Annotated in this window: 19 protein-coding genes; 9 read left to right on the forward strand and 10 right to left on the reverse strand. The window is 49.3% G+C overall.

Features of this window, described 5'->3' with window-relative positions:
- Nucleotides 1–3: 3 nt before the first annotated feature.
- The 8 genes from METBU_RS0122875 to METBU_RS0122910 form a co-directional block, all read right to left on the reverse strand.
- Entirely contained in the window at nt 4–435 is a 432-nt protein-coding gene (locus METBU_RS0122875) for a hypothetical protein (RefSeq protein ID WP_017842840.1), read from the reverse strand.
- A gap of 4 nt (nt 436–439) precedes the next feature.
- On the reverse strand, nt 440–1,336 hold the full coding sequence (gene trbG / locus METBU_RS0122880; RefSeq protein ID WP_017842841.1) for a P-type conjugative transfer protein TrbG: 897 nt from the start codon (nt 1,334–1,336) through the stop codon (nt 440–442).
- A 20-nt stretch (nt 1,337–1,356) separates the two neighbouring features.
- A complete protein-coding gene (locus tag METBU_RS0122885; protein WP_017842842.1) occupies nt 1,357–2,097 on the reverse strand; it encodes a conjugal transfer protein TrbF in 741 nt (246 codons plus the stop codon).
- A complete protein-coding gene (locus METBU_RS0122890; RefSeq protein ID WP_017842843.1) occupies nt 2,094–4,637 on the reverse strand; it encodes a VirB4 family type IV secretion/conjugal transfer ATPase in 2,544 nt (847 codons plus the stop codon). The genes METBU_RS0122885 and METBU_RS0122890 overlap by 4 nt, the downstream gene beginning before the upstream one ends.
- Nucleotides 4,634–4,945: a conjugal transfer protein TrbD gene (locus METBU_RS0122895; RefSeq protein WP_017842844.1), complete on the reverse strand. Its 312-nt coding sequence runs from the start codon at nt 4,943–4,945 to the stop codon at nt 4,634–4,636. Before METBU_RS0122895 ends, METBU_RS0122890 begins: the two co-directional genes overlap by 4 nt.
- Nucleotide 4,946: 1 nt before the next feature.
- Nucleotides 4,947–5,369, reverse strand: a complete 423-nt coding sequence (gene trbC / locus METBU_RS0122900) for a conjugal transfer system pilin TrbC (RefSeq protein WP_017842845.1) — start codon at nt 5,367–5,369, stop codon at nt 4,947–4,949.
- 11 nt (nt 5,370–5,380) lie between these two features.
- Nucleotides 5,381–6,343 (reverse strand): P-type conjugative transfer ATPase TrbB, encoded by a 963-nt coding sequence (gene trbB, locus METBU_RS0122905; RefSeq protein WP_017842846.1) that lies wholly within the window; start codon nt 6,341–6,343, stop codon nt 5,381–5,383.
- Between the two features lie 226 nt (nt 6,344–6,569).
- Nucleotides 6,570–6,932: a transcriptional regulator gene (locus METBU_RS0122910; protein ID WP_014133095.1), complete on the reverse strand. Its 363-nt coding sequence runs from the start codon at nt 6,930–6,932 to the stop codon at nt 6,570–6,572.
- 179 nt (nt 6,933–7,111) lie between these two features.
- Between METBU_RS0122910 and METBU_RS0122915 the strand changes: the two genes are divergently transcribed.
- The 6 genes from METBU_RS0122915 to METBU_RS0122940 all read left to right on the forward strand — a co-directional run bounded on the left by METBU_RS0122915 (nt 7,112) and on the right by METBU_RS0122940 (nt 12,707).
- A complete protein-coding gene (locus METBU_RS0122915; protein ID WP_017842848.1) occupies nt 7,112–8,131 on the forward strand; it encodes a replication initiator protein A in 1,020 nt (339 codons plus the stop codon).
- An 807-nt stretch (nt 8,132–8,938) separates the two neighbouring features.
- Entirely contained in the window at nt 8,939–9,274 is a 336-nt protein-coding gene (gene kleE, locus METBU_RS0122920; protein WP_017842849.1) for a KleE stable inheritance protein, read from the forward strand.
- Nucleotides 9,275–9,388: 114 nt separating this feature from the next.
- Nucleotides 9,389–9,694, forward strand: coding sequence for a TrfB-related DNA-binding protein (locus tag METBU_RS0122925; protein WP_017842850.1), 306 nt, complete (start codon nt 9,389–9,391; stop codon nt 9,692–9,694).
- On the forward strand, nt 9,691–10,461 hold the full coding sequence (locus tag METBU_RS0122930) for a ParA family protein (RefSeq protein WP_017842851.1): 771 nt from the start codon (nt 9,691–9,693) through the stop codon (nt 10,459–10,461). Before METBU_RS0122925 ends, METBU_RS0122930 begins: the two co-directional genes overlap by 4 nt.
- Nucleotides 10,458–11,507 (forward strand): transcriptional repressor gene korB, encoded by a 1,050-nt coding sequence (locus METBU_RS0122935; RefSeq protein ID WP_017842852.1) that lies wholly within the window; start codon nt 10,458–10,460, stop codon nt 11,505–11,507. The genes METBU_RS0122930 and METBU_RS0122935 overlap by 4 nt, the downstream gene beginning before the upstream one ends.
- 174 nt (nt 11,508–11,681) lie before the next feature.
- On the forward strand, nt 11,682–12,707 hold the full coding sequence (locus METBU_RS0122940; protein WP_017842853.1) for a DNA-binding protein: 1,026 nt from the start codon (nt 11,682–11,684) through the stop codon (nt 12,705–12,707).
- A gap of 338 nt (nt 12,708–13,045) precedes the next feature.
- Here METBU_RS0122940 and METBU_RS0122950 read toward each other — a convergent pair whose 3' ends face one another.
- The gene (locus METBU_RS0122950; RefSeq protein ID WP_017842854.1) at nt 13,046–13,570 is read right to left on the reverse strand and encodes a GNAT family N-acetyltransferase; all 525 of its coding nucleotides are present in this window, start codon (nt 13,568–13,570) and stop codon (nt 13,046–13,048) included.
- Nucleotides 13,571–13,873 carry a type II toxin-antitoxin system TacA family antitoxin gene (locus METBU_RS0122955; RefSeq protein WP_026130409.1) on the reverse strand — a complete coding sequence of 101 codons (303 nt, stop codon included), beginning with the start codon at nt 13,871–13,873 and terminating at the stop codon, nt 13,571–13,573.
- 97 nt (nt 13,874–13,970) lie between these two features.
- Here METBU_RS0122955 and METBU_RS0122960 point away from each other — a divergent pair, with 97 nt between their 5' ends.
- The 3 genes from METBU_RS0122960 to METBU_RS0122970 form a co-directional block, all read left to right on the forward strand.
- The gene (locus METBU_RS0122960) at nt 13,971–14,246 is read left to right on the forward strand and encodes a hypothetical protein (RefSeq protein WP_144053601.1); all 276 of its coding nucleotides are present in this window, start codon (nt 13,971–13,973) and stop codon (nt 14,244–14,246) included.
- A gap of 469 nt (nt 14,247–14,715) precedes the next feature.
- Entirely contained in the window at nt 14,716–15,603 is an 888-nt protein-coding gene (locus METBU_RS0122965; RefSeq protein ID WP_017842857.1) for a RepB family plasmid replication initiator protein, read from the forward strand.
- Nucleotides 15,604–15,819: 216 nt separating this feature from the next.
- The coding region (locus tag METBU_RS0122970) for a hypothetical protein (RefSeq protein WP_017842858.1) at nt 15,820–20,382 on the forward strand (4,563 nt) is incomplete at its 3' end.

The raw sequence follows: 20,382 nt of genomic DNA on the forward strand, positions 1-20,382 counted from the left end.
CATTTACTCCTTATGCGTCCAATAGCCGCCCGGCATCGCCATGCCGTTTTGCTCGATGTACGGGCGAGTAATGGATTCAGTACCGACCCATAGGGTCAAATGGTATAAGTTGCCGTTTTCTCCCTTGACTTGACTGAGCACATAGCGCAATGGCAGTAGGGTATTGTCCTCTGTCGTGTTTGGGCTGAACTCCATGACGGCATAGCCGCTTTCGCGCAAGTTTTTTACCAGCGCATTCCCGAAAACATCCGGTGTCGTTTGTTTTAGCTCAAATTGTGTTTTTGCCGGCGGCCATAGCGTGGCGAGCTGCTTGACGGCATCGTCAGCCAGTTTTTGTTGATCTACTGAAACATTACGTAGATGGTTGCCGTATGGCGATGTCACGCATCCTGCGAGAAATAGAGCGGCCAAAGCCGCTAGAGATATTGTGCGCATACGATTATTGCTCCCGTCTGATGGTTACTCGGTCTTGGCTTCTGCCAACGCCGGAAATCAAGATGGCCTGGTCAAATACCGTGTCCACGATGTAGCGGTCGCCTTGAACACGGTAATTCACTATGACGGTCTCATCATCCGAGAACAGGCCGCCTTCTTTGCGCAAGACCAACAGCGTCGGCGCTTCGGTCTGCGCCATCGCCTTCGGCATTTGTAAGATGGTTTTACTTCCATCGTTAAAGACGCGAATCGGACGCCATGCGGCATCACCGTCCAGCTCATAGTTGAAATTCAGATCGCCCAGGTACTCGCCTGTTTGCGGGAGGATTTTTTGTTCGCGCGCTTGTGTTTCCCGCGTTTGGATCGCATCCCATTTGGCGAGAGCATCTTCCGGGTAGGTGAACGCAACCTGCGGCATGTACTCTGTGCGGTGCGAGCGCAACTTGAAATGATACGTGCGGCGGTTTGTCGTCACGACCAGACTGGTCTCCAATCCCACATCCATCGGTTTGATGATGAGATGTTGCGTTTCGGCCGGTCCGCTGCCGGTGATGGCCGGTTCCACAGTCCAGCGGGCCGTGTCGCCCAGATGGATCGAATTGACCAGTTCTCCGGCTTGTAGGGCCACGTCACAGACCTGAAGAACCGCGCAAACGATACTGGGCTGTTGTGCGCCGTATATGAAATGGATGGCCCCATTGGCACCGGATACTGGCTTTATGCCGTTGGATTTTCCGGCTTCCCAGCGTTTCGCAATCGCGAGAGCCGTCTTTTCTTGTGCGGTTAGCTTTGGGTTGTTTTTCGAAAAATATTTGTCGGCCAGATCGTCGCCGGGAACGGCCAGGATGGGTTCCGACACCGCCATAGCGGCGGCCAGAAGGGTGATCATATGTTTTTTCATGGTGAATAGTCTCATTATCATTATTTCGAGGAAGTGATGATCGACCAGGAATAATCACGCACATAGATACCGAGCGGATTGTTGCGTAATTGCTCGTCTGTTGTTTGAGATGTAGGCGAGGCGATATAGACATTAACTAATGCCCGCATATTGACCGGCTGACTTTTTAGAACGCCTTGCCGATCGCGAAGGGTTTCTACCCATTCGACCTGCCAGGTATCCGGCGATTGCGGCAGCACGGACTTGATTTCGGTGCTGACCATTTCCTTCACGGCACGTTTGAACGGGCTGGAATCGGGCGTTCCGTTCAGCCATTCGTTCATTTTTTGGGTTGCGGGATCATTAGGCGATAACATTGCGTAGACGCGAAATACCGCTTTCCGCTGTAATGCGACATCCGGCGTGACCATACGGGCATTAGCGATGAAATCGGCTATAGACGCATGAATAACGCGGGGATCGGCGGTAGAACCCGCTGTCGTCGGTCCGACGGCAATGGTCTGGCCATGCTTGTCAACCTCGATAATATAAGGGATGAACTTAGATTGACTGCCTATATGGATGATTCCACCAACACCGGCCAGCGCAATCAACAACGAGAGAATACCGACAACTTGCCAGGTCTGCCGTGACGACACGACCGAACCGACATGCTCATTCCATGTGCGCCGGGCAGTCAGGTACGGGTTAGTGTCCTCGTTTTTGGGTTTATTGATAGGCCGAGAGTCAACTGGTTTTTTCTTGGATAGAATCAGGCTCATATTGCGGGCTCCAGGTAGTCATTGAGTTTCAGTCCACGCCCGGCGAGCCATTCATGAACCCACCGATCGCCGAATTTGGTTTCCAGGCTCTTGATGGCGGCAACGGAATCCTTGTCCGATGCACCGGCAAGTGACAGGGCAAGCGGTCCGAGAGCGAGGTCGTAGAGACGGCGGCCATATTCGGAAACGTAGTAATATTGCTGTTTCGGAATGGCGGTCGCCAAAATTTCGATTTGGCGGGCATTAAGGCCCATACGACGGTAGAGGGCTGCCGTGTCTTCGTCGCGGGCATACACGTTGGGCAGGAAGATTTTGGTGGCTGTCGATTCAACGATGACATCCAAGATACCCGAGTTGGCCGCGTCAGACAGGCTTTGCGTCGCCATCAAGACAAGGCAATTGGCTTTGCGCAAGACTTTGAGCCATTCACGGATTTTGTCGCGAAAGACCGGATGCCCAAGCATCAACCAGGCTTCGTCCAGGATGATGACGGCCGGTTGGCCGTGGAGTGATCGCTCTATTCTGCGAAATAGATACAACAGCACGGGGAGCGCGAATTTATCGCCTAATCCCATCAGCTCCTCGATTTCAAACGTCGTAAATGAGGACAGAGAGAGTCCATCCTCTTCGGCGTCCAACAGATAGCCCATAGATGAACCGATAGTGTATTGCTGTAGCGCCTCACGAATCGGTAAGTCTTGTACGGTCGTGCTGAAATCGGATAGTGTGCGGGACTGAGTGCCGCTCATGCTCAGGATGGCATGGCCTATTTTATTGCGTTGCTCGGGCGTGGTTATCAAACCGTTCAACGCCAGGATCGTATCTATCCATTCCATTGCCCAAGCCCGGTCGCCCCGCGTTTCTAAGAATTGCAATGGACAAAATGCGAGTGATTCGCCGTCCCCCGCCACTGAAAAATGCAGCCCACCAACGGCCTTGGTAAGCGGATAAATTGACATACCCTTATCGAATGCGTAGATCGACATGCCGGCATAACGTCGTAATTGTGCGGCGATAATGGCTAGATGCGTCGATTTACCCGCACCTGTGGGTCCAAACATAAAAGTATGGCCGACATCGCGGACATGCAGATTCAGTCGGAAAGGTGTGGCCCCGTGAGTCACGCAGTGCATCAGTGCCTGAGACATGGGCGGATACAGCGGACAAGGGGCTGTTGCACTACCCGTCCAGATCGTTGACGTGGGCAACAGATCGGCGAGGTTCATCGTGTTGATGAGGGGCCGGCGAACATTCTCGACACCGTGACCCGGTAAGCTGCCTAGATACGCATCCATTGTGTTGGTGGTCTCTATACGCGCGACAAAACCGAGACGGTTTATCGCCTTTTCTACCTGCCGTGCGATTGCCTCAAGTCGCGTTCTATCCTCATGCATCAAAATAACGACACTGGTGTAATAGCCCATCGCGACAAAGCCGCTGTTCACCTCGGCTATCGCTGATTCGGCATCCTCTACCATCGACAGAGCATCCTGATCGATAGGTCCGGTATTGGTATTAAAAACTTGGTCGAAGAATCCGCGCACTTTTTGGCGCCACTTTTTACGGAATTTGTCCAGGTGGGCAACCGCCTCATGCTGATCCATGAAAATAAACCGGGATGACCAGCGGTAGTCGCAGGATAATTCGCCCAGAGCGCTTAAGATTCCGGGAGTTGACTCCAGCGGGAACCCTTCGATCGCGACGACTTGCATAAGAGAGCGGCCTATTTTTGGCACGACCCCGGTACGCAGTTCTTGCCCGCCAATGAGAGCATCCAGATACATGGGGTTGCTGGGGAGCTGTACGGGATGATGCTTGCCGGTAATGCAAAATTGTATCCAGCTCAAAAAATCATCATGCGTAACAGACGTTCCCTCCTCCGTAACGACCTTTTGACCTCTGAGCCGTGTCATCGTAATAGCCGTTGACAGGCGTTCCTCTATCGACGTTATTTCACGTTTGAATTGAGTGATGAGCCCCGTGGTACGGGCTCTGTGATTCGGCGCCGGCGTGTTGTCATCGAACATGAGCTCGACAAATTTACGTTGCGCTAGAACCGGCGGAAACCAGGTCAGCGTTAATACGAAATAACCCTCGTACATCGTTCCCAAGCGCTCGAATAGCCTGCGTCGCTCTTCATCGATCGCGGCGGATACCGGATCGGGGAAATGCGACAAACCCAATTCAGCGTAATTAGGGGCTGGGCGGCGCACCGCATCGACGTGTACCATCCACCCACTGCCGAGGCCGACAAGGGCTTGATTGATGCGGAAAGACACCATTTCGCGCTGCTCATCGGTGCTGCTCGCGTTGTCATCCCCTTTGTATATCCATGCCGCCATAAATGAGCCGTTTTTACCGACAATGACACCGTCATCGACGACGGCGGCATAATTAAGCAGATCGCCCAGCCCGGCGTCCTTGGATCGATGCTTTTTGAGCTTCAGCTCCGCATCGACCGACCGGATGCGGGCGAACAGCATAAGCAGCAGGACGGCACCGAGTACAGCAATCATAATCGCGAGTACTTCGATCATCATTGATATTGCTCCCCTTGGGTATTGGTATTGTCACGAAACGGCGTACTACGCGGCGGGTAATACTTCTTGTAGCGACGGCTCCGCAGATAAACGTAGCGCAGCTTAGGATCGCTCTTTGCCATGAGACGGAACACAAAGAGTGCGCCGAACCAAAGACAGACGCCGAATACCGTAGCCCTCATGTCCTGAGCACTGAAAATAAGCGCTCCGGCGAGCAGTCCCGAGAACATCACCAATTCCCGATCCCCGCCCATGAATAGGTTGTCTCTATTGCCGGCCCGACGAATGGGAATCGTGCGACCGGCCATGTTACACAGCCCTTCCGGTAGCGATAGATGCCGCGTTGTGAGCGTAATTGACTAAACCGTCAGACAGTAAGGCTATTTCGGCGCCGCGACCAAAGAAGGTACCCATCATATTTTGGGCGCCGACCAGTAACGCCATGACCAGGACGATAAAAATCAACGTTCTGAAAAAACCGTTCAGTTCGCCGCCGAAAATAAGCACGCCGCCGGCAACCACAATGCCGATAATCGAGAGCGCAAACGCCACCGGACCGGTAACGGAATTGCGCAGATTCGTCAGCCAACTCTCATAGGGCAGCGAGCCGCCGGTGCCTTCCGACGCAAAGGCCGGTTGCGGCAAAAAGATAACGGCCATGAGCAGTACGAATAGGCTCAGGTACAAAACGCTGTTACGGTCGTTCTGAAGCGATGGAATTGCGAATTGCATAGATGTTTCTCCTAAAGTGATCTTGTGTTGTATTGGCCGCCGTGGTATCCGGAAACCTCAATAATTTCCTGAATACGACGACCTTCCGGGGTTCTGGCGATATGCACGACAACATGAACCGCCTCGCCGATGAGCGGTTCGATGGGTTTGGGGGAATCGGGATGCATGCTGATGAGCATGGCCAACCGATCAAGTCCGGCTCTGGCGTTATTGGCATGCAGTGTTGCCGCCCCGCCTTCATGGCCGGTATTCCAGGCCATTAACAAATCGAGCGCTTCCGGGCCGCGCACTTCACCGACTAAAATCCGGTCCGGGCGCATACGCAGCGTGGTTTTCAATAGCGCCGTCATTGTGACGTCGATGCTGGTGTGGTACTGGACGTAATTCTCCGCAGCACATTGGATTTCGCCGGTGTCCTCGATGATGAAGACGCGTTCAGTCGGATCGTTAGCCACCATCTGATTGATAATCGCATTGACCAGAGTCGTCTTGCCTGAGCCCGTGCCACCGATAACCAGAATGTTTCGGTGTGCGGCAACTGATTCAATAATCACTTGGCGTTGTCCGGGGGTCATTATTCCGCCCTCGACATATTGCTCTAACGTGAAAATGGCAACCGCCTTCTTCCGGATGGCAAAAGTCGGGGCCGGAACAATCGGTGGAAGCTGACCGGCAAAGCGAGAACCATCTAACGGCAGCTCTCCTTCAAGTATCGGTTTTTGACGAGTCACTTCTTTGCCGTGATAACCGGCAATGGTTTCGATGATGGCTTGCGCCTGCGCAACGCGCATGGTGCCGATACATTGCATGGGCTCGCCAAGCCGCTCTTGCCACAGCTTGCCGTCCGCATTGAGCATGATTTCAACAGTTTTCGGATCGTATAGAGCCGACAAGAGTGACGCTCCCATGTCGCGTTCCAACTTACGTTTGGCTCGATCACGGGTGCTGTCATGGTTATCGTTTAATGAGGTCATCGTTATCCTGCAGATCTGCGGATTTAGGTCATGTCTTTTGATAGATACGATATACCGAAACAATAAAAAATGCAACGGTATAGCGAAATTTTTTCAGGTTGTGGTATCTTTGAGATGTCTGGATATAGTCATGAACCGGGATGGTGTCATCCCGGTGAAATGCGAATTTTAGCGGCTAAAGTTTCCTTATTAGCTTTGGATGAAGGTTTATTGTATTGGCGTTATATTAAGATTGTCTTATTTTAGCCCTGGTTTCTTCGCCCCATTTTTTGACGATAAAGGCTTTGACTTCGGGGAGAATAACAGACACGCGCTCGTATCCCGGTGGCAGGCTATGCATAGCCGTACCGCCCGCCAGCTCATCGAGCGCTGCCTTGTCCAAGTCAGTTGATTCGAGCAGAAGAGGCAACGGAACTTCTAACGCCTTTGCTATAGCCTCCATTACCTTAAGCGATGGATTGCCGGTACCCGATGTTAGATCGGATAAAAACGAGTTCGACACTCCGGATAGGTCATGTAATTCTTTTTTGGACATTCCACGCTCGTCCAAAATACGAAGAATGTTGGTAAAGAATATGTAGTTGTACACTGAGTTTACCTTGTTAAGTTTGGCCTATTTTAGCCGCTAAAATAATATTGACGATAATTAAAGGTTTAGCTAAACTTCAATTCGATAAATAAGACGCCTCTCTGTAAGTCATAATAATCGATCAACACGAAGGACCAACAAAATGCGAATCATTAAACACCAAAAGATAGGAAATTGCCATGATTGAGGAGACCGTGGTCAAGCTGAAAGCGCTTGAGAGCACCGCACTGCGACGCAAGATAGAGGCCGTTGCCAGGCCAGGCGAAACTTATGAGCAAGCTGCGGCTAGAATTCTGCAAAACGAAGAAAACACCATTCCTCATAGGTCACATACACATCAAGCACCTTCAAGCGACAGACAGGCTGATATTTTCGTGCCGACACGCTATGATGTTGGCACGCGTGACAGCCGAAGCATCATGGACGTCGCAGTATTCCGGCTGTCCAAGCGAGAGAAGCGCGCGGGAGATGTTATCCGATACGATCTGCCGGACGGATATGTCGAGGTCAAGGCCGGTCCGGACGGCATGGCGTCGATTTGGGATTACGACATCGTGCTGATGTTGATCTCTCATTTGACCGATGCCATGAACCGCTATTGTGAAGGGAAGGAAGACAAGCCAGGCCGCACATTCCGTCCACACGTTAGCGAAATTCTCAAGTTCTGCCGAAAAGGCGACGGTGGCCGACAAATTGAAGAAGTCGAAAAAGCGCTGGATCGTCTGAGAGGAACGACCATCAAGAGTGTGCGCGAGCGACCCGCCATCGGAGGGAAGCGCGGCTTACGCGAAATCAAGGCTGAAGGCTTAATCGGGGATTACACGGTGCTCTCCTACACCGAAACCGGAAAGATTGCGTCTGTTGAAATAGAGATCCCGAAATGGCTGCACCGCGAAGTTACAGATCGGAAGCGTCCGGACGTATTGACTGTCCACCCTGATTATTTCCTGATAGAACCCGGCATCGGCCGATTCATCTATCGCTTGGCACGCCGCGCCGCAGGCAAAAGCGTGGCTAAGTGGTCGTTTCAACTCATCTACCAGCGCAGCGGTAGCACGGGTACGTTCAAGAAGTTCACATTTACCTTACGCAAGCTGATCGAAACTAACGACCTGCCTGAATACCGACTCGCAGAGGAAAGCGGGCAGGAAGGCCCCTTATTGGTCATAAAACATAAAGAGTCATTAATCGAAAATTAATAGGGTTCCTAATAGACGGCATAAAAACCACAGCGGCTGATAATAGTTGTTATTGCGTGCTTTTGCATCCTGTCGGCAAAGCTAAACTAAGCCATAATCTCCGATATAAACTTGTTTCGACCGTAACAAGCCTTAAACTGTGTATAGCCTGTCTATTAGGAACCGAAATCCGTCTATTAAGAACCGGAACCCGTCTTTTAGGAACCCAAATCCGTCTATTAGGAACCAATAGGTTCAGTAAGGTATTGATTATGTGGAATAAATAGGCGCTTTTTTGGCCTAAAACTTATTAATACTCTTAAATCTCTTAAAACCCGACTTCTCCAGTGCTGCTGCAACATAACTAATGATTGGAACAACACTTAACTCATAGACAGCATCTTGTTTTGGCTCAAAAAAGCTTTAACGCCAAGAAAGAGAAGGGGCATAATAAAAATATATTATTCGTTATAATGAAATTCGTATAGCTAAACTTATTGACTAGCAACGATATTTCATTTAGTATCGTTTTTGAAGGCCGGGAATTCCGTTCCGGTCACTACCGTAAAATTGCCGAGTCACGATAATCATGAACGTGCAGAATTTCGTGAATGGCCAGAATTCGCGAACAGGGGAGCGAGGGCGTAACCCATTGGAAGACGGGTTGCTGTGAGTACAAAGCAGATGCGTATTAATCGTTGGTGCCGGGTGGAGATTGCCCCGGAGTACTCCGGGGCGTTTGGCTTGGCGCTGTAACACCGAAGCCTTACTTTCCCAGGGTGGGAGAAGTCGTCGGTATTGGACACGTTAAAGCGTGGAGAGTCAAGCATGAACATAATCAAGTTTCCTCAAAAGGGGAGACCGGCCGGCAAACAAGCGACGGTTCCGACTCCTGATCTTACGCGTAAGTCGGTTAAACCCACGAGAGTAAAAATCGTCCTCGACAAAATGGTGAGTTTTGTTTGGGTGATGACAGTGCTTGTCTGGCCATTTGTTAAATGGGTGCTGTCAATCGAGATTTTCTTCCAGATGCTGCGCATGATCTACCATTGGAACACGCCCGGCGTTTATGCCGGTTGGACTTTTCTGTTGCATTTCTCTGTATTGGTAGCGCTGACCTGGTTTGTCGATTTTTATAGACCGCAAGGCATGAAGCAACAATAAATTTTAGCCGCTAAAAAAATTGATAAGCAATAGTGGCTTAGCAAAACTTTTAAATATTGGCGGCTGTAACCGCCATGGTTCAACATCAGGGTGGCGAATATATGCGTGGATTTCATGATAGAGAGACTAAGCGAAGCTCAATTCGAAGAGGCCATAAAGGGATTGAATGTCGGTCGGCAGACCATCGACATCGCGCGGGGGGTGCTGGTAGAAGGAAGACCGCAGTCCGAGTTTGTGGCGGCACTAGGGATATCGAAGGGGGCCGTGTCGCAAGCAGTCAGCCGCGTAAAGGCGGCGGTCCAACAAGAGAAGATCCCGGAGGGCTTCGAGCGGGTGTCGGCGGTCCTACCGAAACATCAAGCGTTTATCGTCAAGAAATGGGCAGAGGACGCAACCAAAAAATTGGAGACAAAGAAATGAAAACACTGGTCACAGCGAACCAAAAAGGGGGCGTTGGCAAAACTTCGACCCTGGTACATCTCGCGTTTGACTTCCTTGAGCGAGGTATGAAAGTGGCTGTGATCGACCTTGATACACAGGCAAACGCGTCTTATACGCTGCAAGAATTTGAAAGCGGCTCTCTTGCCAGTCAGATGTTCACGGCTGACGATGACAAATTGCGTGCTTGTTTCAACAATCTGACCGCCGAACCAGCTCTGTGCTTGATAAGTTCCGATGCGGCTATGGCGAACATGGAAAAGCTCACCATGACGGAAGCGGCAACAAGCTTTAAGCGGAATATCAAAGTATTGGCTGAATGTGGTTTTGATGTCTGTTTAATCGACACCGCTCCGTCTCTTGGCGTCAGTATGGCCGCCGCTCTTTTTGCGGCCGATTATGTTTTTTCGCCCATTGAACTTGAAGCGTATAGCATCCAGGGCATCAAGAAGATGGTCACGACAATTGTCAACATCCGCAAATCAAATCCCGGTTTGCAATTTTTGGGCATGGTGCCGAGTAAGGTCGATGGCCGAAACCCACGCCACGGTCGACACCTGGAAGAATTGAAGCGCGCTTATCCCCAATTGATGATACCTGTCGGTATTGGCCTCCGAAGTAGTATTGCCGATGCGTTAGCGTCAGGCATGCCCGTCTGGAAAATTAAGAAAACCGCCGCGCGCAAGGCCGCACAGGAAGTTCGTGCGTTTGCGACACATATTTTTGAAAAAATGGAGATTACACAATGAACGCCAAGAAGAAATCGAGCTTGGGCCTAGAGAGCATAGGCGATCTTTCAGAACTTTTGGACCAGCCGGAAATAACTAAGAGCTTCGGCCCGCTGGAACTGGCGCTAGAACTGATTGATGAAGATCCGGATCAGCCTCGAACAGCCGAAAACCCCGGTTTCTCATCCGAGAGTATTGCAGAGATAGGGCAGACGATCAAAGATCGTGGCGTGAAATCCCCCATATCGGTAAGGGAACACCCCGAGATAGAGGGCCGCTACATTATCAATCACGGTGCGCGTCGTTACCGTGGATCCAAGTGGGCCGGAAGGAAGACCATCCCGGTTTTCATTGACAACGATTACAATCACGCAGACCAGGTTATTGAGAACCTGCAACGAAATGAGCTGACTCCGCGCGAGATCGCTGATTTTATCGGTCGCGAGCTGGCGATGGGTAAGAAGAAGGGCGAAATTGCCAAAGAAATCGGTAAATCGGCGGCATTTGTGACGCAGCATGTCACATTGCTGGATTTGCCGGAGCCGATTGCACTGATATTCAACACCGGTCGCGTCAGGGATGTAACCGTCATCAATGAGCTGGTGACTGTTTACAAAAAGAATCCCTCTGAAGTGGAAACATGGCTGGACGACGACAGCCTGGACTTGACGCGGGGATCGGTTAAGTTGTTGCGTGAATACCTCGATGACAAGAAACGTCAACAACTAGAGGATCAAGACAGTGACGAAGAGTATTATCCAGATACAGTGGATACGCTAACCGACAAGACCGATGCCGAAACCGTCAAGACTTATACCGAGACAGTCGATAGAGAAGAGGAGCACGAGACAGAAGAGCCCAAACATAAAAGGGAAGAGAAGGAGAACGATTCGGACAAGCTCAAGAAAGCGATTGTACGGGTACTGCATGACGGTCGTATCGCCCGATTGGTTCTATCGCGACGACCGACTCAAGACGGTTACGCATGGGTGAAATATGATGATGACGGGAATGAGTTCGAAACTGACCTTGGTAGTGTGCAGCTTATTGCAGTGCTAGAAGGATAACTCACTCTCCCCTTAAACCCACCAACCCCGCCCTGTGCGGGGTTTTTTTTGCCTATTTGCTAGGATAATTTATTTGTTTGTTTGTAAGTTTATTAGTTTGTTTGTTAATTTATTTGTTTATTATTCTATTTATTGCTATACTAAAAGCGTCAAATAACTGTTGAGAATGCCGCCATGAGACCCGTAGAATTTGCCCAAGAAGACATCATCACAGCCGGCCAAGAACTGCAAGAATCCGGTCGCAATATCACCGGATTTGCCCTCCGCACCAAGGTTGGTGGCGGCAATCCAAGCAGATTGAAACAGGTCTGGGATGAGTACGTTAGTAGTCAGTCCGTTGTTAAAACTGAGCCGGTGGCAGAACTGCCAATTGAAGTCGCCGACGAGGTGGCGGCCGTCACTAAATCGCTTACTGATCGATTGGCAAGTTTGGCAGTAGAGTTAAACGATAAGGCCGTTAAGGCCGCAGAGCGCCGCGTTGCAGAAGTCATTAGGACCGCTGGCGAGCAGCGCGAACAGGCCGAGCGCGAACTTGCTGACGCATCGCAGACGGTTGATGACCTGGAAGAACAGCTTGATGAGCTACGGGCTGAGCTGGAAGCTGCTCAGGAACGCATTGCGGATATGTCTAGAGAAAATCAGGTACAAGCCGTAGAGCTTGCCAAGGTTCGCGAGCGACTGGCGGCTACCGAGCAAAGCGCTAGGGCGGCTGCCGAGCAAAATGCGGCAGCGATAAGTAAACTGAATAGCGCCTTGGAATCCGCTCAATCGACAGGTGTGCAGTTGAAGCGTGAGAACGATGCGCATGCTGTAGAGCTGGCTCAGTTGCGCGAGCGACTAGCGGCAAGCGAGCAGCGTGCTGTGATGGCGACCGAGAAGAGTGAGGCAGAGGCGAGTAAGTTGAATAGCGCCCTGGAAGCCGCTCAGAGCGAGAAGAACCAAGTCGCTGAGCAGCTTGCTGTATTTAAGGCTCAGATGGTCGCTGAGCAGAAGGTTCAGCAGGAGCAGCGCAAAGCAAGTGCTCAAGAAGCTTCTCGTCAGGCCGAACGCTACACCAAGGTTCGCGCTGAGCGGGATGAGGCAGTTAAGGATGCTGCTAAAGTTCGCGAGGAAATCGCTTCTCTTCGTGGACGTATTCAGGCGTTGGAGGAAGTAATGGCTACCCTATCGAAGGATATAAATACAAATTCTCCTAAATAGGGTGACCGTAAGGCTTTGTGCGAAAAATAAGCATTAGGGGAGACATCAAGCTCAAAGACCGTAAAACCAGGGAAACAGAAAGGAAAGAACGCCGGATAGTAAAGACTGGTACCGCGTATAAGACGTTTGGAATGCTTGATGAAGCCGTCGCGTATGCTTGGAAGATGTAGACTATTAAGGGAGTCATTGACTGTATTTTAGGGTCGCGGGCCGATAACATGAAGCACAGAAACTGATTACATCTGTTTTTCGGGACCACATTAACTGAGAATGGGACCGGTGGTCATGCCAGCGGCGCCCTAGGATGGCTCGGGCTCAGAAATGGGCAGTATTGGCGATTACGACTCCACCAGCTTTGCAATCGCTTGCATTGGCAGTATCAGTCGAAGAGAGTCTGGTAAGCAAATAAAGCCATTAGCCTCGTAGAAGGCAGCCGCCTGTTCGCTGATGGCATCTACGATGAGCATGGAAGATCCAATAGAACTTGCGCTCGCATAAGCCCGCTTCACCGCATCCGCAAGCAACAGTGCGCCCAATCCCTGTCTTTGTTGATGACTTGCGACCGCCAGACGGCCTATAAGGGTTGCGCTGACCAAAGGATAGCGCGGGACGTGTTTGCGGGCCTCTACTGGTACGTCCCCTTGCGCGAGCGCGGTCGCACACAAAGTGTAGTAGCCAAGTACTTCAGTCGGTTCGCGCGGATCGACGAGAACGAATACGCCGTTGATTTTGCGCTTCACATCCTGATTGGCTTGTGTTTTGAAATAGCGATCCAGGCTTTCGACGCCGCAGGCAAAGCCAGCACGGTTGTGATGGGAGCCGAATGGTTCGATTTTTAAGTCTGGCGATATCGCCTCAGTCATTTATGAAATGATCCGCCGTTTGTGCTCGGCCAGTGCGCGAACAAGTCGTTCACTTGCTTGCGGTGGGCTCATGAGCGTATCGAAAAATACCTTTCGGTCAAGCTCGGAAAGCATAAGTGTTTCATGCTCCGCAATGGTTCGTCGTGCAGCATCGGTAAGTGCCGCTATACAAAAGTCAGTGAGTTTTCGTGATTCCAGATGAGCTGCGCGTTCGATTAAGTCCTTGGTTTGTTCATCCAAACGAAAACCAAGCCTTTCTTTGCGTACTGGGTTTTGTGCTAACTGCAAGTTCTTGCTGGACATGGGTAACCTCATCGGTCGTGTTCTTCATATTGGTTGATATTGTACGTCAATATGACGACTTTTCATAGTCATACCATTTCTTCAAATTTATTGTTCGATGAAACTGCATTCGATTTACTATTCTCTGATGAGCCTAATGGTAGAATCATTTATTCATGTTTCGCCAAATTCGCCCATCAACACGATACTTAATGAGAAGAGAAGCATCAAAGAAATCGAGAAATGGTGGGGAATACCGTTTATTGTTACCGATACGGTTGAAGATATAGGCGATCCAGACTATGAAACGCTTATGGATCGATTGAGCGAATGGTCAGATATCAAAATCAATGACCGAGAAACGTGGGAAGCGATGGTTCGAGTAGTTTCCTAGCGGAACAAGGCTTTTGGGTCAAAGGCTTGGATGGCTGTTGAGATCGGTCGACCGAATACGAGGCATTTTGGAACGATTGATGAATCTGTGAAGTATGTTCGGAATATGTAAGCTATTAAGGGAGTAATTGACTGTATTTAGGGAAAGGACATTTTCATTTTCCTGATATGACTACAGATTGATCGTCGATACCCTTATTTTTTCTTTTTTTACCTTTTTTCTTTTTTTAAGAGCGTTGGAAGCCTTTATTTATAAGGGATACAGCACGAATATGACTACAAATTGATCGCTATATGACTACAGATTGATTGTCATATAGCGACAAATTGATCGTTTAGAAACTACAGATTGATCTCTTAGGACTACAAATTGATCGTTAATAACTACACCGTTATTAATTTGTAGTTGTTTTGGCTATTAAACGGGCGTATAGTCGAGGCACACTATCATATTGTAGCCAGATACTAATTTGGACAAGCCCACTTACTTAACCGTCGTTAAATCGAACAAGGTCGTCGAAGCCAGCTATATGCTTACGTTGGCTGAACAGCGGGTTTTGTTGGCGTGCATTGCGCAGGTCGATTCGACGGCGGAATTGTCCGAAAACTTTCGGTTCGAGGTTACCGCTTCTGGCGTAGCGGACCTGGCCGGTCTGGATAGTCTTTCGAACGCTTACCGGGATCTCAAGAAAGCGGCTGAAAAACTCTACGAACGCAGCGTGATTATCGACGACCCGGATCCGGGTAACCCGCAAATCACGCTGCGGAAAACTCGCTGGATCAGCAGCATCGATTACGTGCCAGGAGAGGGGAAGCTGGTGCTCAGCTTCTCGGTCGGCATCATTCCTTATCTATCCCAGCTCTCGAAAGAATTTACCAAATACAAATTGATGCATGTCGCACGGTTCGAAAGCGTTTATTCGATCCGTCTATATGAATTGTTAGTGCAATGGAGTTCTGCCGGTGAGCGTGAAATCGAAATTGAGTGGCTGAAAAAACAGTTCCAGGTTGAAGATAAGTATGATCGTTTAGGTAATTTAAAAAAACGTGTCATTGACCCGGCCGTTGCCGAGATCAACGAACATTCAAATATTTGGGTTAGATATGGTCAACGAAAATCCGGACGAACTGTGACGCATTTTCAATTCAAATTCGGATTGAAGGATCAGCCGAAGCCGAGGCAACAATTGACCGACGCCGATATTGAACGCGAGGCGAGGCCGGGAGAGACGAGGGCGGCTGTGATCGCGCGTTTGACCGGTAATTCGGTGGCCAAGGACGCCAAGCCGGGGGAGACGTTCGATCAGGCCTTGCAGCGGAAGAAGGAATTGGCGGATGTTAAGCGGAAGTTGAGGTAAATTGGCAGGTTCCGACCCATCAACGACACACAACTGTTTTAATCAAACGACGCCTGCGCTACAGTTTGCGGTCATTTAAACGTCAGTGTGATCAGTGCGCAAGATCAGCATTTCGATTCCCACATTTCTCTTGGATAGCTATCGCAAATATAGGCAACGCACAGTATTCTGTGGTCTTGTCTTTCAAAGATCAATTCTTTAACTTTTATCAGATTCATGTCACCCAAAGCGAGCAAGCAAAGCAAAAGATACCAACCGCTGGAAAATCTCCGTAATCAACTCTTAAAGTTAGAACCAGCGGGACCAAACGGCTTTGAGGGTTTGGTTGCTACTGCATTATCCGATTTAACCGGATTAACCTTTCGCCTCGCAAAGAGTGGATCGCAATTTGGGCGAGATGCCAGCACGCCCAGCGGACGTTTTGCAATAGCAATGGAAGCCAAGCGTTACAAGGAATCGCTCCGCCTCGAAGATGTTGCCGGAAAAATTTGGCTTGCTTCCAATGAACTTGCCTCTGATGTTGATATGTGGGTACTTTGCGCCACTTCCGAAATGGGGGACGGAGTTCTTCAGAAGCTTGAAGATATGCTGGAAGAAAAAGGCATTACTCTGCTGATGCTCGATTGGACGGAGGCACCGTTACCTCGTTTGGCGGCACTCTTGGCAGCTACGCAATCATCGATCATACGATGGTTCACCAATTACACGTCAAAGGAAATTGCTGAAGCTATTGATGCGGAACTTAATACCCTTAAAGCGGATAACAACTTTATCCCCGCTCGCAATCAACTAATCAGAGATGCAAGTGCTAGTTATTGCGGACTGGCGGCGCTCAGGAAGATCAACCAGGATTGGATTAATCGAGTATTTTCTAATCGAATTAATTCCCGAACCGCGTTTGGACAATACCTAACCATACTGGACGAGCGGTATCCGGTAATTTCCCGTTGCCAACTCAATACGGCTCTTTCCGAGGCGGTTAATGAGTCATCCTGCGTTGCCATTCTCGGCCCGGAGGGGGCAGGAAAATCCTGGTTAGTCGCCAATTGGTGGGCCGCTTGTGATGACAAGCCTATCCTGGTGATGGGAGGCTCCTGGATGGCGGATCGGATCGATTCAAGAGATCCTTTACTAACATTGGCTAGGTTGTTGGCTGCTCAAAGCGAAGATGGAATAATCGATTCGAGCGATCATTGGCTAAGGCGTTTGAAACGTTGGAGGGAACATGGTCCAGTTTCCAACGCTGAACAACTCAGATTCTTGGTCGTTCTTGATGGCCTCAACGAAAGAAGTGGGATGCATTGGGCAGACACCATTTTGCTTCTAAAAGCTGAAGTTGAAAAACTCGGCGGTTGCCTAGTTACAACCTGCCGCGAAGGGTTTTGGGGTCGGGAAGTAGCGCCTCGATTAGCTGGGGTCACGATTAGGATTGTCCGAGTGGGCGGTTATACGCCGGATGAATTAGGTGATTTGCTCAAGCAACGTGGCATAGCAATTGACACGATCCCCGGTAAAGTGCGTGACTTTATCCTTAATCCGCGTATTTGTTCGATTGCCATCGATTTTCTGGAAAACCTTTCTCTGCAGGTTGATGCATTAACCGTTGAGCGGCTTCTTCTTGAATACTGGCGGCGGCGACTTGAGGAACGAGGCGACTTGACCGGTCATAGCCTTCCAGATTTTGAGAAATTGCTTAGATCCCATGCTAAACAATTTCGCAATGCACAGGGCGTTCAATTTGATCGCGACAACTGGCGTGAGCATTCTGGTGCGGCGAGGCGTTCGGACGGTCGCTCGCTAGAAAATGACTTATCGGACATTGAAGAAGGCGCATTTTTGCGAATCGCCCCTGACAGGGACGGATTTTACGAGTTCAAACCGGATATAGTCCCTTTTGCATTGGGATTGCTGATAGCGCAAGAATTACAAGACGAACTTCGAAAACCGAACCAAGAACCCAGGGAACTAATTGATCGCATCGTTGATGAGATTCGCGGTTTTGATTTAGTCGGAGAAGCATTACGCGCAGCCGCTGGTATTGGTTGTTTTAAAGAAAATTATCCAGCGGGGGGACGAGCTGCACTCATTTCGGCTTGGCTTGAGTTGCAAAATATTGACGATTCAGCGTATGACGCTCTTGTTGCCTATGTTTCCGCTTGTCCAGAAGCCGTTTTGGATACCGTCGAAATCGAATTCGATGAACGTTCTAACGGTAGTCGGAGAGATTGGCTTGTCGATGCGCTATTACAGAAAGGCGGAAATCAAAATGTCCATTCAGCAATAGATAAACGTATTAGTCGATGGCTTGGTCGATGGTCCCGAGTACCACAAATCTTGGGGGTATCAGATGAGCAAACGCAATCCCAACAGAGTGAGAAGGCTAAGCCTATTTTGGATAAGTTGGCAAATCTGACACCAATAGAAAAGGAGTTCTTAGCAGCCGCATGTTTTGAAGTAGATTCACCAGAAGCCGCTCAGCTAGATTCGGTCGCTGCCAAGTTGATGGCTGGATACTCTCAAGCGGAATATGCCGAAGCGGTTTTAGCTTGGGCTTTCACTCTGGCCATAACAAGTGGCTACCGGTACGGCGATGCCGATTTGTGCTGGAGCGTTCGGTTGAATACCACCGATTTTGAAGCGTTTGAACTCAAACTCAGGCAAGCTATTGACCGACTACTTACCAAGTCGCACTCCGAGGTTAGCAAAAAAGCCGCAGCGATTGCGCTACGTCTGATCGGTACCGTTAATGGTGCACTGGAAGCTGAACAATTAAACCCACGCGAATATCGAAAAGGATGGCGAGCAATCGAAAATTATTGCGCGACTGATCCATACGATCCTGATTCTGATAGACCGGAAAACTTAGAAAACGCAATTAATTTGGCAAACACTTTAAATCCTGAGATTCTTTGGACGCAATTCTCTGTGACTCAGGAAAACCATCAGCTGGAATTGATAACTCCTGCTTTGGTTCGTTTCCAACCGGATCTGATTGTTCATATAGTTCGAGAAGTATGCAAAACACTTGAAACTCGAAGTGAACTCCCATTGCGCCAACTTAGTTGGAATCTACCAAGATTCAGCCCCCTTTTTGACGAAGATACGCTTAAATCCGTTGTAACAGGCTATGAACGGATAGTAGTGCAGCCCGATCTTGTGGATGAAAACGATAAAACATTCGTTACTGGATTTATTCTACTAAGTCTATTGCCGCACTATTCTGCGCACGAACAATTAGCGCTGTTTCTGAGACTGCCCGCTGTAGTTGGCGAAATGTATACGTTTCGCGATGTGTTCAAGGCACTTGATGAGACGGAAATTGAAATGGCTTTAATTTTTGCTCAGTTCGATCCGGGGAAATTGAGACGAACTTGTTTTTTTATATCCGCTCATCGTCCGACGCTAACAAATCGCAGTCGTGAAATTTTGGGTTTGGCTCTCACAGATAATGATCCTCTTGTCGTTACGTGCGCTTCCGATGTTGCCTTTATCGCGCAGGATAAATTTCTTGATGAATTGGTGATTACGGCAGCTAAGCAGCGAGGCACCAGCAAATATACTAGGGAAACATTTCACCGAGACAGGGCTGTTACCGCCGCTGTAGTGTCACTCGATCTTTGCGAAGCGATTTCTTTAATTGCGCCACGTTTTTTGGGTCGTGCAGCCTCGAAGCTCAACGGCGAATTGGCCGACAGAATTGAAGATGAAATTGAACATGCAGTTAATCGTTTGTTAAAACCTGTTCTGGCTAACGTACCAAGTTTGGGGACTTTAAATCTCGATATTGACCAAACTGCACGAGATCCTATGATTCATGTCGAGGAACGTGTCCGAGAATTTACGGGCAATGCAGATGACAGTTTGCAAACCTTTGTAAATTCCTGTTCATTGGATAAACATTCAGAGAGACTTAGACTCCGGGATCTGGAATTCAGAAGCTACACCGAGCAGCTCGAAATGGAAGGGGCTCTATGCCTAATCCAAGAACCTGACCGTATCGCGTTGACGCAACTTAGCAGACGAAATCCGAATAAAACAATAGCCTTGGCGAATCGGATTCTCGAAGAAGTAAATCCTGAAAGATTGAGTGCCGTTCGAAGCTTTGCCCTCGCTCTTGCGGAATCATTGGCAGATACCAACCCGACTACTACGTCTGATTTATTCAACCATCTTTCCAGTGTCGACAGCATAGTAAATATCAATATCGGTGACGCCAAAATTCCTCAAGAAGCAGTTACTTTGTTTGCTGGGCCAGACGTTGAGGTTTTATCTAAATTAAGAAAAAAAGCGCTGGTACAAGCAAAAACTGATGCCGAGCTTCAAACTCTGATCTACGCAGCCGAAAGATCCGGGCATATTGACTGGCTTGAACACTGGATAGCTAACGAAGTAGCAACAGAAATACCAGGCCGCATTGCAAGGGGATTGATGGTTGAAGGTCTTAGAAATTTTGGTTCCGTAACATCGCCATTTCTATCGCGTGACTGGGGTCCCGGATTTTTGGGCGAGGTTGCAAAACAAGCTCGTTTTTCCCATGAACGAAATATCTGGTCTCGAACTTGGGCGACCAAGGCATTGCAAGCAAATAATTCTTTAGACTTTTGGCGCTGGGGAGAGCTTACTGTGGGTATTGTTGATATTCGGGCTTTTCATTGGTTTGACCTGAACGTAGATAACCCGCTGGTAAAACAATTTGGTAAAGAGCTTTTCGGACGGATCCGAAGCGAGTCTGAGAAAAGGACCAAAAAAAGAGAAGAGACGCTATTTGGCATAAAGAAA

The sequence above is a fragment of the Methylotuvimicrobium buryatense 5G genome (genome assembly GCF_000341735.1).
Taxonomy (GTDB): domain Bacteria; phylum Pseudomonadota; class Gammaproteobacteria; order Methylococcales; family Methylomonadaceae; genus Methylotuvimicrobium; species Methylotuvimicrobium buryatense.

Bases quoted from the DNA above. Each gene is read 5' to 3' on its own strand.
- trbG (WP_017842841.1), bottom strand. From the start codon at position 1,336: ATGAAAAAACATATGATCACCCTTCTGGCCGCCGCTATGGCGGTGTCG.
- METBU_RS0122955 (WP_026130409.1), bottom strand. From the start codon at position 13,873: ATGTCCAGCAAGAACTTGCAGTTAGCACAAAACCCAGTACGCAAAGAA.
- METBU_RS0122935 (WP_017842852.1), top strand. From the start codon at position 10,458: ATGAACGCCAAGAAGAAATCGAGCTTGGGCCTAGAGAGCATAGGCGAT.
- METBU_RS0122915 (WP_017842848.1), top strand. From the start codon at position 7,112: ATGATTGAGGAGACCGTGGTCAAGCTGAAAGCGCTTGAGAGCACCGCA.
- METBU_RS0122925 (WP_017842850.1), top strand. From the start codon at position 9,389: ATGATAGAGAGACTAAGCGAAGCTCAATTCGAAGAGGCCATAAAGGGA.
- METBU_RS0122950 (WP_017842854.1), bottom strand. From the start codon at position 13,570: ATGACTGAGGCGATATCGCCAGACTTAAAAATCGAACCATTCGGCTCC.
- METBU_RS0122930 (WP_017842851.1), top strand. From the start codon at position 9,691: ATGAAAACACTGGTCACAGCGAACCAAAAAGGGGGCGTTGGCAAAACT.
- METBU_RS0122895 (WP_017842844.1), bottom strand. From the start codon at position 4,945: ATGGCCGGTCGCACGATTCCCATTCGTCGGGCCGGCAATAGAGACAAC.
- METBU_RS0122940 (WP_017842853.1), top strand. From the start codon at position 11,682: ATGAGACCCGTAGAATTTGCCCAAGAAGACATCATCACAGCCGGCCAA.
- METBU_RS0122885 (WP_017842842.1), bottom strand. From the start codon at position 2,097: ATGAGCCTGATTCTATCCAAGAAAAAACCAGTTGACTCTCGGCCTATC.
- trbC (WP_017842845.1), bottom strand. From the start codon at position 5,369: ATGCAATTCGCAATTCCATCGCTTCAGAACGACCGTAACAGCGTTTTG.
- METBU_RS0122890 (WP_017842843.1), bottom strand. From the start codon at position 4,637: ATGATGATCGAAGTACTCGCGATTATGATTGCTGTACTCGGTGCCGTC.
- METBU_RS0122960 (WP_144053601.1), top strand. From the start codon at position 13,971: ATGAAACTGCATTCGATTTACTATTCTCTGATGAGCCTAATGGTAGAA.
- METBU_RS0122875 (WP_017842840.1), bottom strand. From the start codon at position 435: ATGCGCACAATATCTCTAGCGGCTTTGGCCGCTCTATTTCTCGCAGGA.
- trbB (WP_017842846.1), bottom strand. From the start codon at position 6,343: ATGACCTCATTAAACGATAACCATGACAGCACCCGTGATCGAGCCAAA.
- kleE (WP_017842849.1), top strand. From the start codon at position 8,939: ATGAACATAATCAAGTTTCCTCAAAAGGGGAGACCGGCCGGCAAACAA.